Origin of the sequence: Streptomyces sp. NPDC088147, assembly GCF_044741565.1 — a bacterium.
Classification (GTDB): domain Bacteria; phylum Actinomycetota; class Actinomycetes; order Streptomycetales; family Streptomycetaceae; genus Streptomyces.
On the sequence record NZ_JBIUSY010000005.1, the window covers coordinates 403,649 to 419,493 of the forward strand.

The window sequence follows — 15,845 nt, forward strand, 5'->3', positions numbered from 1 at the left end:
CGACCTCTCCCCACCTTCTGTCCGCTCGCGGACCGCACAGCTAGGACAACCCGTCATGCTCTCCCTTCCACTTCTGAAGGACCGCCGTGTCCTTCGACGCGAGATACTCGCGTCCCTCGTCGTCTTCCTCGTCGCCCTACCCCTCTGTGTGGGGGTGGCGGTCGCCTCCGGAGTCCCCGCCGAACTCGGTCTGGTCACCGGTATCGTCGGCGGGCTCGTCGTGGGCTTCCTGCCCGGCAGCTCGCTTCAGGTGAGCGGCCCCGCGGCCGGTCTCACGGTCCTCGTATACGAAGCCGTCAAAGAATTCGGCGTCGGCACCCTCGGTGCCATCGTCCTGGTGTCCGGATTGCTGCAACTGGCCCTGGGAGCCCTCGGGTTCGGCCGCTGGTTCCGGGCCATCTCGGTCGCCGTCGTCCAGGGAATGCTGGCCGGCATCGGCCTGGTGCTCGTCCTGGGCCAGGTGTACGCCATGGCCGACACCGCGCAGCCGTCCGGCGGACTCGGCAAGATCGCCGGCCTGCCCGGACTGGCCGGCGACATTCTCACCAACGGTACGGCGCTGACCGCGTTCCTCATCGGGGCGGGGACCATCGCCGTACTGGTGCTCTGGCCCCGCCTCCCGGCCGGAGCCCGGGTGATCCCGGGCCCGCTGGCAGCCGTGGCCCTGGCCACCGGCGCGGCCTTCCTGCTGGACCTTCCCATCGCCAAGGTCGAGGTGCAGGGTCTGCTGGAGTCCATAAACCCGCCCGGACTCGGAGAGTTCGGGCAGCTGGCGAGCGTGGCCGCGATCGGCACCGTGCTGGCGTTCACGCTGATCGCCTCGGCGGAGAGCCTGTTCAGCGCCGCGGCGGTGGACCGTATGCATGACGGTCCGCGCACGGACTACAACAAGGAACTCATGGCGCAGGGCGTGGGGAACACGGTCTGCGGGGCGCTCGGCGCGCTGCCGATGACCGCGGTCATCGTACGCAGCTCCGCCAACGTCCAGGCGGGCGCGCGGACTCCGCTCTCCCGGATCCTGCACGGCCTGTGGCTGCTGCTGTTCGCCGCGCTGCTGCCGGCGGCGATCGGCGTCATCCCGCTCGCGGCACTCGCCGGTGTCCTGGTGCACGCGGGCTGCAAGCTCGTACCGGTCAAGGACCTGCGCCCGTTGTGGCAGGAGCACCGCGGCGAAGCGGTGATCCTCGCCATCACAGCGCTGGCGGTCCTGGTCACGAACCTCTTCGAGGGTGTGGTCCTCGGACTGCTGCTCGCGGTGGTCAAGACCGCGTGGGAGATCTCCCATCTCCACGTCGACGTCCATGAACTCACCGGCGGACGGATGGTGGTGTCGGTCACCGGCAACGCGACGTTCCTGCGACTGCCGCGCATCATGGAGCAGTTGGAGGCGCTGCCGAAGGACCGTCCCATCGAGCTGGACCTGTCCGGCCTGCGCCATCTCGACCACGCGTGCCGGATCGCCCTGGAGAACTGGGCGATGCGGCACAACGACGCGGAGACGGAACCGGTCAGGATGCTGCCCCCGGAGGCGGCGTCCCTCCGGGAGGGCGGCCCGGCGACGGGCCCCAAGGCGGGCGCGTCCTGACGGTGTGCCAGTAGCGGGCGGCGCGCGGCGGCGTGTGCGGGAAGCCGCCGGTGCCGCCCGTGCCGCCTGCGCTGTCCGTGCTGCCGGACCTGTCTGCGCTGTCCGCGCGGCAGGACGTCAGGTCGTCAGGTAGTCAGGCGTCAGGTCGTCAGGTCGTCAGTCGGACAGCGCCCCGGAGAGATCCAGGGCCGCCGCCACGCGGATCGTCACGTCCTCGGCGTACACCGCGTCCGGCCGTTCGAAGGCGGCCCGGCTCGCGCCCCGCAGGAATGTCACCACGCCCAGCGACCTGCCCCGGCTGCGCAGCACCGTGCACAGGGCGTGCACCGAGTCGGGCGGCCACTGCCGCGCGGTCGCCCAGGCCGGGGAGGAAACGGCGCCCGTCGCGGCCCCGGCAGAACCGGCGGAACCGGCCGTGGCGGCTGAACCTGAACCGGCTCCGGCGGAGGCGGCAGACGCGCCGGGAGCGCTCGCCCGGACCGCACCGTTGCGGTCCATCGCCTGAAGCGCCGGATGCCCGGTCATGTACCGCACCGGTATCCCACCCGTCTCGACGGTCGTGCTCGGCCCCGACCCGCCACCGGACGGCGTCTCCGCCACCCGCACCAGCCGTACGGGAGCCGCCGCCCCGTCCTGCCGCTCCTCCGCCACCAGATCGATCAGCGCGTGATCCGCGAAACCGGCCAGCGCGAAATCCAGATAGACCGTCGCCGCCTCCATCGGGTCCTCGCACTCCGCCGCCGCGCGCCCCGCCCGGTACAGCTGGCTCGACCGGAACCGCAACCGGTCCGCCTCCTGCGCCGCCAGCTTCGACTCGGTCACGTCCTGGAACATCCATCCCACGCCCAGCGGCACCGGCTCCTCCGCCAGTGGGGACGCCAGCCGCAGAAAGCCGCTGCGCCAGCAGCGCCGCCGCTCCCCGTCCGGGGCGTGGACCGACACCCACAGCTCGGCGGCCGACTTCGGCGCCCCTTCCGCGAGCACATGGTGGAGTGCGGCCTCCAGCTCCTCGACACCCTGCACGACCAGCTCGCCCAGCGGCCGGCCCAGCACCGAGCCGCGCCCGGAGCCGAGCGCGCGCGCCGCGTAGCCATTGACGACGGTCGGCCGCAGATCGACGTCCACGAGGACGACACCCCAGGACGCGTCGTCGAAGAGCGCCTCGCTGAGCGCGATGGACCGCTCCAGATCGATCTGTTCATGGACCTCGCTGAAGGCGCTGTAGACCCCGGCGGGCTTGCCGTCCGCCCCGCGCATCCCGGACGACTGGGTCCGGATCAGCACCCTGCCGCCGTCCTTGCGCAGCAGGGCGAACTCGTCCACCTGCCGCCCCGGCGTATCCATCACGGCCATCAGCCGCGCCTGCACCTCGTCCGCGTCGGCGGTCCGCACGGCCCATCCGGCGAAGCCCTGCCGCCCGACGGCTTCCTCGGCGGACCAGCCGAGTATCCGCTCGGCCTCGCGGTTCCAGTGGGTGATCACGCCATGCGCGTCGAAGGCGCACAGGGCCGCGTCCATACCGTCGAGCAGCGCCGCGAGCAGATCGGCGCCGGCTCCGTCCCGCTCCGCCCCGCCCCCGCCGTCCGCGCCTGCGCCGACTCCGGCACCGCTGTCCGATTCGTGATCGGGCTCCGGCTCGTCCGGCCCGCGCGGATCGGTGGTCTCACTCCGAGAAGCACTCATCCTGGCACCCCCTGCAGGGCGTCTCCGCCTGTGCTGACGCACGTCCGATCATTCAACTCGAACGTGACTCAGCACACACAAGGTTCCCCGAAATCGTCGCACCCCAAAAGCGGTCCCGCACACCGGCCACCACACGCCATGGGCCATCGATCAGGGTTTCGACGAGGAACACGCATACGAGCGTACCCGGCTTCCTTTGAGCGCGTACCGGAAATCCCTCGGGAAACTCCCTCACGAAATTCGCTTGAGAGTCCCCGGGGGCCCTCCTAAGGTGTGACACACACTGAAAGGAGGTGATTCGGAAGTGATTTCTTTCCGGACTCGTGAGGTGGCTGCGGGCTGACGGCCCGTTGTCGCACTCAGTGCGGAGCCGGTAACCGCCGGCCCAATCCACAGCAGTCACCGCCCCGCGGGCTCGCCGGTACGTCCGGCCGGCTCCTCTTCGGAGGAACCCGAGCCCGCGGGGTTCCGCTTTTCCCGCCGGTTCTTCCCGTGGTTCTTCCTGCCGGTTCGCCCTGCCGGCCGGTTCTCGGTGCCTACGGGCAGAGCCGCTCCACCCGCCAGCCCTCCCCCTCGCGTACGTAGCGCAGCCGGTCGTGGAGCCTGTTCTCGTGGCCCTGCCAGAATTCGACGGTCTCCGGTGTGACGCGGTAGCCGCCCCAGTGCGGAGGCACCGGCACGCTCTCGCCCTCCGGATAGCGGGACGCCAGCTCGTCGTAGCGGTGGAGCAGCTCCTCACGGGAGGCGATCGGGCTGGACTGGTCGCTGGCCCACGCGCCCAGCTGGGAGCCGTGGGGGCGGGTGCGGAAGTACGCCGCTGTCTCGTCGCGGCCGGTGCGCGCGGCGGTGCCCGTGATGATGATCTGGCGGGCCATGGGGTGCCACGGGAAGAGCAGGGAGACGGACGGGTTCGCCTCGATCTCGCCGCTCTTGCGGGACGTGTAGTTCGTGAAGAAGACGAAGCCCCGGTCGTCGTACGCCTTCAGCAGCACCGTGCGCGCGGAGGGCCGGCCGTCGGGGGTGGCCGTCGAGACGACCATCGCGTTCGGCTCGTGCAGATCGCCGGCCACGGCCTCCTTGAACCAGCGGGCGAACTGGTCGGCCGGAGCGGGCGCGAGGTCCTTCTCCAGAAGCGGAGTGGTGCGGTACTGCTCACGCATGGCGGCGGGGTCGTCAGGGTCGGCGGGATCGACGGAATCCGGGGTCTCATAGGGCACGCGGTCATCCTGCCGCAGGGCCAGTTTCCCCGGCACCGGGTGCCGCTAATCCCCCGGGAACAAAGTCTGGCAGTGTGCCGGTTATCACGCTTCCCCGCATCGGAGGAACCCGCCAAAATCTTGGGGCAGACCACTGTGGCCTTCGTACACCAGGGGCTATCGTTCCTGCCTCCCGGACGTTCCCGCCTCCCTGACCGCTGCCTCAGGGGGCATCCACCGGGGTGACCGAGCCGCCGAAGTCCACCCCCACCTCAGAGGAGCCGCCCTGATGTCCGCTTCCGACACCTCCTTGGACCCCTCGTTCGTCCCCGGACTCGAAGGAGTCGTCGCGTTCGAGACGGAGATCGCCGAACCGGACAAGGAGGGCGGCTCGCTCCGCTACCGCGGCGTCGATATCGAGGACCTGGTCGGCCAGGTCTCCTTCGGCAATGTGTGGGGGCTGCTGGTCGACGGGGCGTTCGCGCCCGGTCTGCCGCCCGCCGAGCCGTTCCCGATCCCGGTCCACTCCGGTGACATCCGGGTCGATGTGCAGTCCGCGCTGGCCATGCTCGCGCCCGTGTGGGGGCTGAAACCGCTCCTCGACATCGATGAGCGGACGGCCCGTGACGACCTGGCGCGTGCCGCGGTGATGGCGCTCTCGTACGTCGCCCAGTCGGCCCGCGGCCAGGGGCTGCCGATGGTGCCGCAGCGGGAGATCGACAAGGCCGAGTCCGTCGTCGAACGCTTCATGATCCGCTGGCGAGGTGAGCCCGACCCGCGGCATGTGCGGGCCGTGGACGCCTACTGGACATCGGCCGCCGAGCACGGGATGAACGCCTCCACCTTCACCGCCCGGGTCATCGCGTCCACCGGCGCCGATGTCGCGGCCGCTCTGTCGGGTGCCGTCGGCGCGATGTCGGGGCCGCTGCACGGCGGCGCGCCCTCACGGGTCCTCGGCATGATCGAGGAGATCGAGCGCACGGGCGACGCGACGGCGTACGTCAAGCGGGCCCTGGACCAGGGCGAGCGGCTGATGGGCTTCGGGCACCGGGTCTACCGGGCCGAGGACCCGCGCGCGCGGGTGCTGCGGCGTACGGCGCGCGAGCTGGCCGCGCCGCGGTTCGAGGTGGCGGAGGCGCTGGAGAAGGCCGCGCTGGAGGAGCTGCACGCGCGCAGGCCCGACCGGGTGCTGGCGACGAACGTCGAGTTCTGGGCGGCGATCGTGCTGGACTTCGCGGAGGTCCCGGCGCACATGTTCACGTCGATGTTCACCTGTGCCCGTACGGCCGGCTGGTCGGCGCACATCCTGGAGCAGAAGCGCACGGGCCGGCTGGTGCGGCCTTCGGCGCGCTACGTCGGGCCGGGGACGCGCAGCCCGCGTGAGATCGAGGGATTCGACGCGATCACGCGCTGAGCGGATCGCGCGCCGCGCGGAGGACGCGCCGCGCGGAGGACGCGCCGCGCGGAGGACGCGCCGCGCGGAGGACGCGCCGCGCGGAGGACGCGCCGCGCGGAGGACGCGCCGCGCGCCGAGCGGGCCGTCCGCCCCGTCGCGATACGGCCTCCGTCCGATACGAACCCCGAGGCGATACGGCCCCCGTCGCGTACAGCCCCGCCGGAACTCGGGGTTGTACGCGCCCCTCAGCCGAGCACGCCGTCCAGGATCCGCGCCCACTGCGCCACCACCCGCTCCCGCCGCCGCGCGTCGTCCGTCAGCAGGGTCGCCAGGCCCAGGCCGCGCGCCATGTCGAGCAGCCCCTGCACGGTCTCGCGCACGCCGGGCACGGACTCGTCGGCGCCCAGCAGTTCGACCGCGATCCGGTGGGACTCACGGCCGACCCGGGCCTCCAGTTCGGTGACGCGGGGCCGCAGTTGCTCCTCGTCGGAGGCCGCGACCCAGAGGTGCAGCGCCGCGCGGAACAGCGGGCCCGTATAGAGCGTGACGATGCCCTCGACCGCCGCGCGGCGGTGCGCGGGCCCGGCCGGGACCAGGGCGCGCAGCGCCGTGGACCGTTCCTCCGCCACGTACTCGACGGCCGCCGTGAACAGGTCCTCGCGGGTCGGGAAGTGGTGCTGCGCCGCCCCGCGCGAGACGCCCGCGCGCTCGGCGACGACGGCGACGGTGGAGCCCGCCCAGCCGTACTCGGCGAGGCAGGCCACGGCGGCCTCCAGCAGCTTGCGCCGGGTGGCGCGACTACGGTCCTGCTTGGGCGCGGTCCCGGCGGATCTGGCACCGGTGCCGGCGGCTCCGGGACCGGTGCCGGCGGATCGGGGCGTGGCGCCGGCGGGCCCTATCGCACCCACGAGGCGTCCCGCCGTTCGAGGAACGCGGTGATGCCCTCGCGCGCCTCCGCCGTCACGAAGAGCGAGGCGGAGCGCTGGACGAGGTCCTCGGCGTACCGCTCGAAGGCGTCCAGTACCCCCACCGTCAGCAGCTTCTTGGACTCGGCGAGCCCTTGCGGCGAGGCCCTGCGCAGCCCGTCGAGTACGGGCGCGAGCGCGGCGTCCACATCGTCCGCGGCCTCGGTGATCACCCCCGCGGTGGCGGCGCGCTCGGCGTCGAAGCGCTCGCCGGTGAGGTAGTAGCGGGCCGCGGCGCGCGGTTCGACGCGAGGCAGGAGCGGCAGCGAGATCACGGCCGGGGCGACTCCGATCCGTACCTCCGTGAAGGCGAAGTCGGACGTGCGGTCGGCGAGGGCGATGTCGCACGCGCCGAGCAGCCCGATGCCGCCGGCCCTGACATGGCCGCTGACGCGCGCGACGACGGGCTTGGGCAGCTCGACGATCTGCCGCATGAGGGCGATGAAGGTGTACGGGTTGGCCGGTTCCTTCAGGTCGGCGCCCGCGCTGAAGGTGGTGCCGGTGTGGGTGAGCAGCACCGCCCGTACGGCGGGGTCCCCGGCGCAGGCAGTGAGGGCGTCGCCGAGCGCGTCGACGAGCCGCGCCGACAGGGCGTTGCGGTTCGCCGGTGAGTCCAGGGTCAGGGTGGTGATGCCCCGTTCGTGCGCCGTGGTGACCAGCACGGGCTTGGACGCCGGTGGCTGCGTCTGCGTCACGTGTTCTTCCTCTCGCGGTCCCGCGCTTCCCGGTCTCTCAGTTCACGTCTGAGGATCTTTCCGGAGGCGGCGCGGGGTACGCCTCCGACGAATTCGACCCGGCGGACCTTCTTGTACGGGGCGACGCGTTCGGCGACGAACGCCATGACGTCCTCCTGTGTGAGCACGTCCGCACCCGACTGGCGAACAATGTATGCCTTGGGCACCTCGTTGCCGTCCTCGTCGAGGACACCGATCACCGCCGCGTCCGCGATGCGCTCATGGGTGAGCAGCAGGGCCTCCAGATCGGCGGGGGCGACCTGGAACCCCTTGTACTTGATCAGCTCCTTGACCCGGTCGACGACGTAGAGCCAGCCGTCGGCGTCCACCCGGCCGACATCGCCGGTGTGCACCCAGCCCGCGGCGTCGATCAGTCCGGCGGTGGCGTCGGGCCGTCCCAGATACCCCTTCATGACCTGCGGGCCGCGCAGAAGGATCTCGCCCTCGGCGCCGGCGTCGAGGTCCTTCTCCGGGTCGTCCAGGGCGACGACACGCATCTCCGTACCGGGCAGGAGCTTCCCCACGGCGCCCGGCGGCGGGTCCTGGGCGGTCAGCGGCACGGCATGCGTGCCGGGCGACAGCTCCGTCATGCCGTACGCCTGGCGCACGGGCGGGAGCCCCAGCCGGGCCGAACAGGCGGCGGCGAGCCGGGCGTCCAGCGGGGCGGCGGCGCTCAGGATGTAGTCGAGCGAGGACAGGTCGTACCGGGCGACGGCCGGGTGCTTGGCCAGCGCGAGGACGATGGGCGGGGCCACGTACAGGCCGTTGATGCGGTGCTTCTCGATGGCGGCGAGGAACTGGTCGAGGTCGAAGCGCGGCAGGACGACGACCGTCGCGCCGTACCGCAGCGGCGCGTTCATCAGGGCGGTCAGCCCGTAGATGTGAAAAAACGGCAGGACGGCGAGGATCCGGTCGCCCGGCCCCATCGGCACGACCGGTGCGAGCTGCGCGAGATTGGTGGCGATCGAGCAGTGCGTCAGCATGACGCCCTTGGGGACGCCGGTGGTGCCCGAGGAGTACGGCAGGGCCGCGATGTCCTCGGCCGGGTCGATGGCGATCTCGGGCTCGGGGGCCGTCGACCGCGCCAGGTCCAGGATCGAGCGGTGCCCCTCCGCCCGGTCGCAGACGAAGATCTCCTCGATGCCGCCGACGAGTTCGGCCGACCGGCGGGCCGCGTCGAGCAGCGGCGAGACGGTGACGATCCAGCGGGCGGAGCAGTCGCGCAGCTGGGTGGCGAGTTCCTCGGGCGTGGCGAGGGGATGGACGGTGGTGACGGAGGCGCCGGCGCGGGTGGCGGCGTAGAAGACGGCGGGATACGCCACGGTGTTCGGGCTGTGCAGGGCGAGGACGTCCCCCTTGCGCACCCCGGCGTCGGTGAACGCGGCGGCGATCCGGCGGTGGAAGGCGTCCAGCTCGGCGTACGTCATGCTCGCGCCGGTCACGCCGTCGACGAGGGCGACGGCGTCACCGTACTCGGCGGCGCGGCCGAGCACGGCCTCGTGGATGGGACGTTCGACGGCCTGGACATCCGCGTACTCGCTGTGGAACACCATGACGGCCCCTTCGACGCGTGGACGTACTGGATGTACGGGGAGTACTCGACGTACGGGGAGTACCGGGAGAGACAGGATCCTCCGTATCAATAGGACTTGGGGAGACCCAGGGACTGATGGGATACGTAGTTCAGGATCATTTCCCGGCTGACGGGCGCGATCCGGGCCACGCGGGCGGCGCTGATGAGGGACGCCAGACCGTACTCACGGGTGAGCCCGTTGCCGCCGAGCGTGTGTACGGCCTGGTCGACGGCCCTGACGCAGGCTTCCCCGGCGGCGTATTTGGCCATGTTGGCGGCCTCGCCCGCGCCGGTGTCGTCGCCCGCGTCGTAGAGGTGGGCGGCCTTCCGCATCATGAGGCGCGCGAGTTCGAGTTCGATATGGGCCTGGGCGAGCGGGTGCGCGATGGCCTGGTGGGCGCCGATCGGCTCCTTCCACACCTGGCGGGTCCTGGCGTACTCGACAGCCCGGTCCAGCGCGTAGCGGCCCATGCCGAGGGCGAAGGCGGCGGTCATGACGCGCTCGGGGTTGAGCCCGGCGAAGAGCTGGAGCAGCCCGGCGTCCTCGTCGCCGACGAGTGCGCCGGCGGGCAGCCGTACGTCGTCGAGGACCAGCTCGAACTGCTTCTCCACGGCCCGGAGTTCCATCTCGATCGGGGAGCGGTGGAAGCCCTCGGTGTCGCGGGGGACGATGAACAGGCACGGCTTGAGGCTGCCGGTCCGCGCGTCCTCGGTACGGCCGACGATGAGCGTCGCGTCGGCGAGGTCGACACCGGAGACGAAGACCTTACGGCCGTTCAGCACCCAGTCGTCGCCGTCCCTGCGCGCCGTGGTCGTGATCCGGTGGGAGTTGGAGCCCGCGTCGGGTTCGGTGATGCCGAAGGCCATGGTGCGGGAGCCGTCGGCGAGACCGGGCAGCCACTGCCGCTTCTGCTCGTCCGTACCGAAGCGGGAGATCACGGTGCCGCAGATGGCGGGCGAGACGACCATCATCAGCAGCGGGCAGCCCGCTCCTCCCAACTCCTCCAGTACGAGGCAGAGTTCGGTGATCCCGCCGCCTCCGCCGCCGTACTCCTCGGGGAGGTTCACGCCGAGATAGCCGAGCTTGCCCGCCTCGCGCCAGAGGGTTTCGCGGTCGTATCCGCGTCCGTGGCGCCGGCCGAGGGCGGCGACGGCGGCGCGCAGTGCGGTGTGCTCTTCGCTCTCGATGATGCCGCTGTGGCCACTTCCGGTGCTTCGGCTCATGGTGAGGATTCCTCCTGGGCGTGGGCTTCCTGGCCGTCCTGTGCGTCCTGCGTGTGCTGTCCGTCCTGCGTGTCCTGTGCGTCCGGTGCGTCCTGTGCGTCCTGTCCGTCTGTGTCGCCGTCTGTGTCGGTGACGACGGCGAGCAGGGCGCCGACCTCGACCTGCCGGCCGGGCGCGGCATGGAGTGCGGTGAGCGTGCCGGAGGCGGGAGCGGTGACGCGGTGCTCCATCTTCATGGCCTCCAGCCAGATGAGCGGCTGTCCTGCGGTGACCCGGGCGCCTTCGGCCAGCCCGGCGGCGAGCCGTACGACGGTGCCGGGCATCGGCGCGAGCAGCGATCCGGGCGGGGTGCGGTGGCCGGTCTCGCTGAACCGGGGCCGGGCGATCAGCCGGTACGCGCCGGTGGCGCTGTCCACATGGACCTCGTCGCCGTACGTACGGACGTCGAAGTGCCGTACGACACCGCCGATGTCGAGGCTGACGCGGTGAGGGGAGAGGGCGACCACCCGCACCTCGTCGCCTACCTCACCTTCCTCGGCCTCCACGACGAACCCGTCCCGGGTGGCCCGGTAGCGCACCTCGTGCTCCCCGTACGTCTTGCGCTGTGCGGGGGCGGCCATGTTCCGCCAGCCGCCGAGCCGCGCGGGGAGCGTGCCGCCGGTGGTACGTGCCGCCGCGTCGGCGAGCGCGGCGGCGACGGCCGCGTGCCGCTCGCCCGGGGCGGGGGCGGTGAGCGCGTCCAGATGGCGTTCGTAGAACCCGGTGTCGAACCGTCCGCCGGTGACATCGGGGTGGCCGAGCGACCGTACGAGCAGCTCCCGGTTGGTGCCGGGGCCGTGCACCCGGGCGCGCCGCAGCGTGTGCCGGAGCGCGCGCAGTGCCTCGGCGCGGGTGGGGGCCCAGACGATGACCTTGGCGAGCATGGCGTCGTAGTGCACCCCGATGGTGTCGCCGTGCGTGTAACCGGTGTCGACGCGCAGGCGTGGCGCGGAGGGGTCCACCGGCACGGACCCCGGCGCCCCGCCGCCGGCCCCCGGCACCTGGCCGCCGCCGGCCCCCGGCACCTCCAGCGCGTGCAGCCGCCCCGTCTGGGGCGCCCACCCCGCCGCCGGATCCTCCGCGTAGAGCCGTGCCTCCACCGCGTGCCCATGGGCGGCCGGCGGCTCCGCCGGAAGCGCCGCGCCCTCCGCGACGGCGAGTTGCAGGGCCACCAGATCCAGCCCGAACACCTCTTCCGTCACCGGGTGTTCGACCTGGAGGCGGGTGTTCATCTCCAGGAAGTACGGCCGCCCCTGGGGCGAGAGCAGGAACTCGACCGTGCCCGCGCCCCGGTAGCCGACGGCTCGGGCCGCGGCCACGGCCGCCTCGCGCAGTACGGCACGCAGCCCGTCCGGGAGACCGGGCGCCGGGGACTCCTCGATCACCTTCTGGTGGCGGCGCTGGAGGGAGCAGTCCCTGGTGCCCAGCGCCCACACCGTGCCGTGCGCGTCCGCCAGGATCTGCACCTCCACATGCCTGCCGCGTTCCACATACGGCTCGGCGAAGACCTCCCCGTCCCCGAAGGCGGACGCCGCCTCCGCCGAGGCGGCCCGCATCTCCTCGTCCAGTACGGCGAGTTCGCGCACGATCCGCATACCGCGGCCACCGCCGCCCGCCGCCGCCTTCAGCAGCAGCGGCAGGTCGGCCCCGGTGGCGGTGGCCGGATCCACCAGCGCCGGCAGCGGTACGCCCGCCGCCGCCATCAGTTTCTTCGCCCGGGTCTTGGACGCCATCGCCTCGATCGCGCCGGGCGGCGGCCCGACCCAGACGAGGCCCGCGTCCAGCACGGCCCGCGCGAACTCCGCGTTCTCGGAGAGGAAGCCGTACCCGGGATGCACCGCGTCGGCGCCCGCCGCGAGCGCCGCCCGCACGATCAGGTCGCCGCGCAGATAGGTGTCGGCGGGCGCGGCCCCCGGCAGCCGTACGGCCGCGTCCGCCTCCCGTACGTGCAGGGCGCCCGCGTCGGCGTCCGAGTGGACCGCGACGGTGGCGATCCCCCGTTCGCGGCAGGTCCGGAAGACCCGGCAGGCGATCTCGCCCCGGTTGGCGACGAGCAAGGACTCGATCATCTGGACCTCAACCTCACATCCGGAAGACGCCGAAGCCGCCCCGCACGCCCTCGACCGGGGCGGTGTGGACGGCGGACAGGCACAGGCCGAGGACGGTACGGGTGTCGCGCGGGTCGATGACCCCGTCGTCGTACAGCCGCCCCGACAGGAACACCGGCAGCGACTCGGACTCGATCTGCCGCTCCACCACCGCGCGCAGCGCGGCGTCGCCCTCCTCGTCGTACGGCTGCCCCTTCGCCGCCGCCGAGGCCCGCGCCACGATCGACAGGACCCCGGCGAGCTGCTGCGGGCCCATCACCGCCGACTTGGCGCTCGGCCAGGCGAAGAGGAAGCGCGGGTCGTACGCGCGACCGCACATGCCGTAGTGCCCGGCACCGTACGAGGCGCCCATCAGCACGGACAGATGCGGGACACGGGAGTTCGAGACCGCGTTGATCATCATCGCGCCGTGCTTGATGATGCCGCCCTGCTCGTACTCCCTGCCGACCATGTAGCCAGTGGTGTTGTGCAGGAAGACGAGCGGGATGTCGCGCTGATTGGCGAGCTGGATGAACTGCGCCGCCTTCTGCGACTCGGCGGAGAACAGCACGCCCTGCGCGTTGGCGAGCACCCCCACCGGATAGCCGTGCAGCCGCGCCCAGCCGGTCACCAGGCTCGGCCCGTACAGCGGTTTGAACTCGTCGAGGTCCGAGCCGTCCACGATCCGGGCGATGACCTCGCGCGGGTCGAAGGGGATCTTCAGATCGCCGGGGACGATGCCGAGCAGCTCGTCCTCGTCGTACTTCGGCGGCTCGGCCGGGCCGGGATCGGGGTGCGCCTTGCGCCAGTTGAGCCGGGCGACGATCCGCCGCGCGCGCCGGATCGCGTCCTGTTCGTCCAGCGCGTAGTGGTCCGCGAGCCCGGACGTACGGGCGTGCATCTCGGCGCCGCCGAGCGACTCGTCGTCGCTCTCCTCGCCGGTGGCCATCTTCACCAGGGGCGGTCCGCCGAGGAAGACCTTCGACCGCTCCTTGATCATGACGGTGTGGTCGGACATCCCGGGGACGTACGCGCCGCCCGCCGTGGAGTTGCCGAAGACCACCGCGACGGTGGGGATACCGGCGGCGGAGAGCCGGGTGAGGTCGCGGAAGAGCGCGCCGCCGGGGATGAAGATCTCCTTCTGGGAGGGGAGATCGGCGCCGCCCGACTCGACCAGGCTGATGACGGGCAGCCGGTTGGCGAAGGCGATCTCGTTGGCGCGCAGGGCCTTCTTCAGCGTCCACGGGTTGGAGGCGCCGCCGCGTACGGTCGGGTCGTTGGCGGTGATCAGGCACTCGACGCCCTCGACCACACCGATGCCGGTGACCATGGACGCGCCGACCGGGTAGTCGCTGCCCCAGGCGGCCAGCGGGGACAGTTCGAGGAACGGGGTGTCGGGGTCGAGCAGCAGCTCGATCCGCTCGCGCGCGAGCAGCTTGCCGCGCTCGCGGTGCCGGGCGACGTACTTCTCCCCGCCGCCCGCCAGGGCTTTGGCGTGTTCCGCGGCCAGTTCGTCGAGTTTGCCGAGCATGGCGGCGCGGTGGGCGCCGTAGTCGGGGGACGCGGTGTCGAGGGCCGAGGGGAGCACGGTCACAGCAGGACCTCCGGGATATCGGCGTGCCGGGCGCGCAGCCACTCGCCGAGCGCCTTCGCCTGGGGATCGAAGCGGGCCCGCGCGGCGACGCCCTCGCCGAGCAGCCCCTCGACAACGAAGTTGACGGCCCGCAGCCGGGGCAGAAGATGGCGGACGACGGTCAGCTCCCGGCTCTCCGGGATCAGTTCACGGAACCTGTCGGTCGTCAGCGCATGGGCGAGCCAGCGCCAGCCGTCCTCGCTCCGTGCCCAGACACCGACGTTGGCGTCACCGCCCTTGTCGCCGCTGCGGGCGCCCACGACGAGGCCGAGGGGCACGCGACGGGTGGGCAGGCCGGCGGGCAGCGGTTCGGGCAGCGGGGGCGGGGGCAGCGGCGCGGGGGCGGGGACGGGGACGGGCTCGCGTGCCGTGGTACCCGGGGCGGGTGGCACGGCATGTGACGGAGCGGGCACCGCCACCCGCCGCCCGTCGGGGAGCACGGCCGTGTGGGCGACCTCGGACGCGTCCACGTACGCCGCCTCGAAGACCCCGTACGGCACGCCCTTGCCCGGCGGGGCGGTCACATGGAACCCGGGGTAGCTGCCGAGCGCCAGCTCGACCGCCGCCCCGCTGACCGCCCGGCCCACCACCTCCGGATCGCTGTCGCGCACGACGAGACGCAGCAGGGCGCTGGCGGTCTCCTCGGTGTCCGCGTCCGGCCGGTCCGTACGGGCCAGCTCCCAGCGGACCTCGGCGGGGCGCCGTCCGGCGAGCGCGTCCTCCACCTGACCGCGCACCAGCCGGGCCTTGGCGTCGATGTCGAGGCCGGTGAGGACGAAGACGATCTCGTTGCGCAGGCCGCCGAGCCGGTTGAGGCCGACCTTGAGGGCCGGGGGCGGCGGCTCGCCCCGTACGCCGGAGATCCTGACGCGGTCGGGGCCTTCCTGTTCCAGCCGTACGGTGTCGAGGCGCGCGGTGACGTCGGGTCCCGCGTACCGGGCGCCGCCGGTCTCGTACAGCAGCTGCGCGGTGACCGTACCGAGGTCGACCACCCCGCCCGTGCCGTCGTGCTTGGTGATGACCGCCGAGCCGTCGGCGTGGATCTCGGCGAGCGGGAAGCCGGGCCGCCGTACGTCGTGCCGGGTGAAGAAGGAGTAGTTCCCGCCGGTCGCCTGCGTACCGCACTCCAGCACATGCCCGGCGACGACCGCGCCCGCGAGCGCGTCGAGATCACCGGGGCGGTCGGGGTCGCCGGCGTCCCAGCCGAAGTGCGCGGCGGCGGGCCCGGTCACCAGCGCCGCGTCCGTCACGCGTCCGGTGACCACGACATCGGCTCCGGCGCGCAGGCAGGCGGTGATCCCGGCGCCGCCGAGGTAGGCGTTGGCGGTGAGGACGCCTTCGCCCCAGCCGCCGCGGGCGAGGAGATCGTCCCCCTCGACATGGGCGACCCGTACCGGCACGCCCACCCGCCCGGCCAGCGTGCGCACGGCGGCGGCGAGTCCGGCCGGGTTCAGTCCGCCCGCGTTGGTGACGATCCTGACGCCCCGCTCGTGGGCGAGTCCGAGACTCTCCTCCAGCTGCCGCAGGAAGGTCTTCGCATAGCCGGCGTCCGGGTCCTTCAGCCGGTCCCTGCCGAGGATGAGCATGGTCAGCTCGGCGAGATAGTCACCGGTGAGGACATCGAGCGGGCCGTCCGTGAGCATCTCGCGCAGCGCGTCGAAGCGGTCGCCGTAGAAGCCGGAGGCGTTCCCGATCCGCAGCACTCCGGGCGGCGGAGCGAGCGGGGGAAC

General features: G+C 72.5%; 11 protein-coding genes. 2 read left to right on the forward strand and 9 right to left on the reverse strand.

Annotation, left to right across the window (positions count from 1 at the left end; genetic code table 11):
- The first annotated feature begins 55 nt into the window (after positions 1–55).
- The gene (locus ACIOGX_RS19780) at positions 56–1,585 is read left to right on the forward strand and encodes a SulP family inorganic anion transporter (RefSeq protein ID WP_356515108.1); all 1,530 of its coding nucleotides are present in this window, start codon (positions 56–58) and stop codon (positions 1,583–1,585) included.
- A gap of 156 nt (positions 1,586–1,741) precedes the next feature.
- On the opposite strand, the gene ACIOGX_RS19785 is transcribed toward ACIOGX_RS19780, so the two are convergent.
- Together ACIOGX_RS19785 and pdxH are read right to left on the reverse strand one after the other, a co-directional pair.
- Positions 1,742–3,268, reverse strand: a complete 1,527-nt coding sequence (locus ACIOGX_RS19785; protein ID WP_401914764.1) for a PAS domain-containing protein — start codon at positions 3,266–3,268, stop codon at positions 1,742–1,744.
- 536 nt (positions 3,269–3,804) lie between these two features.
- A complete protein-coding gene (pdxH, locus tag ACIOGX_RS19790; protein ID WP_383972478.1) occupies positions 3,805–4,428 on the reverse strand; it encodes a pyridoxamine 5'-phosphate oxidase in 624 nt (207 codons plus the stop codon).
- Between the two features lie 325 nt (positions 4,429–4,753).
- On the opposite strand from pdxH, the gene ACIOGX_RS19795 reads away from it, so the two are divergent.
- Positions 4,754–5,878, forward strand: a complete 1,125-nt coding sequence (locus ACIOGX_RS19795) for a citrate synthase 2 (protein WP_356515104.1) — start codon at positions 4,754–4,756, stop codon at positions 5,876–5,878.
- A 227-nt stretch (positions 5,879–6,105) separates the two neighbouring features.
- Here the strand turns inward: ACIOGX_RS19795 and ACIOGX_RS19800 are convergent, their stop codons facing one another.
- The 7 genes from ACIOGX_RS19800 to ACIOGX_RS19830 form a co-directional block, all read right to left on the reverse strand.
- A complete protein-coding gene (locus ACIOGX_RS19800) occupies positions 6,106–6,768 on the reverse strand; it encodes a TetR/AcrR family transcriptional regulator (RefSeq protein ID WP_401914766.1) in 663 nt (220 codons plus the stop codon).
- Positions 6,756–7,520 (reverse strand): enoyl-CoA hydratase family protein, encoded by a 765-nt coding sequence (locus ACIOGX_RS19805; RefSeq protein WP_356515100.1) that lies wholly within the window; start codon positions 7,518–7,520, stop codon positions 6,756–6,758. Before ACIOGX_RS19805 ends, ACIOGX_RS19800 begins: the two co-directional genes overlap by 13 nt.
- Positions 7,517–9,112 carry a 4-coumarate--CoA ligase family protein gene (locus ACIOGX_RS19810; protein ID WP_401914768.1) on the reverse strand — a complete coding sequence of 532 codons (1,596 nt, stop codon included), beginning with the start codon at positions 9,110–9,112 and terminating at the stop codon, positions 7,517–7,519. Before ACIOGX_RS19810 ends, ACIOGX_RS19805 begins: the two co-directional genes overlap by 4 nt.
- A gap of 86 nt (positions 9,113–9,198) precedes the next feature.
- Positions 9,199–10,356 (reverse strand): acyl-CoA dehydrogenase family protein, encoded by a 1,158-nt coding sequence (locus ACIOGX_RS19815; protein ID WP_401914771.1) that lies wholly within the window; start codon positions 10,354–10,356, stop codon positions 9,199–9,201.
- The gene (locus tag ACIOGX_RS19820; RefSeq protein ID WP_401914773.1) at positions 10,353–12,464 is read right to left on the reverse strand and encodes a biotin carboxylase N-terminal domain-containing protein; all 2,112 of its coding nucleotides are present in this window, start codon (positions 12,462–12,464) and stop codon (positions 10,353–10,355) included. Before ACIOGX_RS19820 ends, ACIOGX_RS19815 begins: the two co-directional genes overlap by 4 nt.
- 13 nt (positions 12,465–12,477) lie before the next feature.
- Complete coding sequence (locus ACIOGX_RS19825) at positions 12,478–14,076, reverse strand: acyl-CoA carboxylase subunit beta (protein ID WP_401914775.1); 1,599 nt, start codon at positions 14,074–14,076, stop codon at positions 12,478–12,480.
- Positions 14,073–15,818 carry an acyclic terpene utilization AtuA family protein gene (locus ACIOGX_RS19830; protein ID WP_401914778.1) on the reverse strand — a complete coding sequence of 582 codons (1,746 nt, stop codon included), beginning with the start codon at positions 15,816–15,818 and terminating at the stop codon, positions 14,073–14,075. The genes ACIOGX_RS19825 and ACIOGX_RS19830 overlap by 4 nt, the downstream gene beginning before the upstream one ends.
- Positions 15,819–15,845 lie beyond the last annotated feature (27 nt).

What these genes read in the sequence shown, in the direction of transcription:
- pdxH (WP_383972478.1), bottom strand. Translation starts at nt 4,428, where the DNA reads ATGCGTGAGCAGTACCGCACCACTCCGCTTCTGGAGAAGGACCTCGCG.
- ACIOGX_RS19820 (WP_401914773.1), bottom strand. Translation starts at nt 12,464, where the DNA reads ATGATCGAGTCCTTGCTCGTCGCCAACCGGGGCGAGATCGCCTGCCGG.
- ACIOGX_RS19780 (WP_356515108.1), top strand. Translation starts at nt 56, where the DNA reads ATGCTCTCCCTTCCACTTCTGAAGGACCGCCGTGTCCTTCGACGCGAG.
- ACIOGX_RS19795 (WP_356515104.1), top strand. Translation starts at nt 4,754, where the DNA reads ATGTCCGCTTCCGACACCTCCTTGGACCCCTCGTTCGTCCCCGGACTC.
- ACIOGX_RS19785 (WP_401914764.1), bottom strand. Translation starts at nt 3,268, where the DNA reads ATGAGTGCTTCTCGGAGTGAGACCACCGATCCGCGCGGGCCGGACGAG.
- ACIOGX_RS19810 (WP_401914768.1), bottom strand. Translation starts at nt 9,112, where the DNA reads ATGGTGTTCCACAGCGAGTACGCGGATGTCCAGGCCGTCGAACGTCCC.
- ACIOGX_RS19815 (WP_401914771.1), bottom strand. Translation starts at nt 10,356, where the DNA reads ATGAGCCGAAGCACCGGAAGTGGCCACAGCGGCATCATCGAGAGCGAA.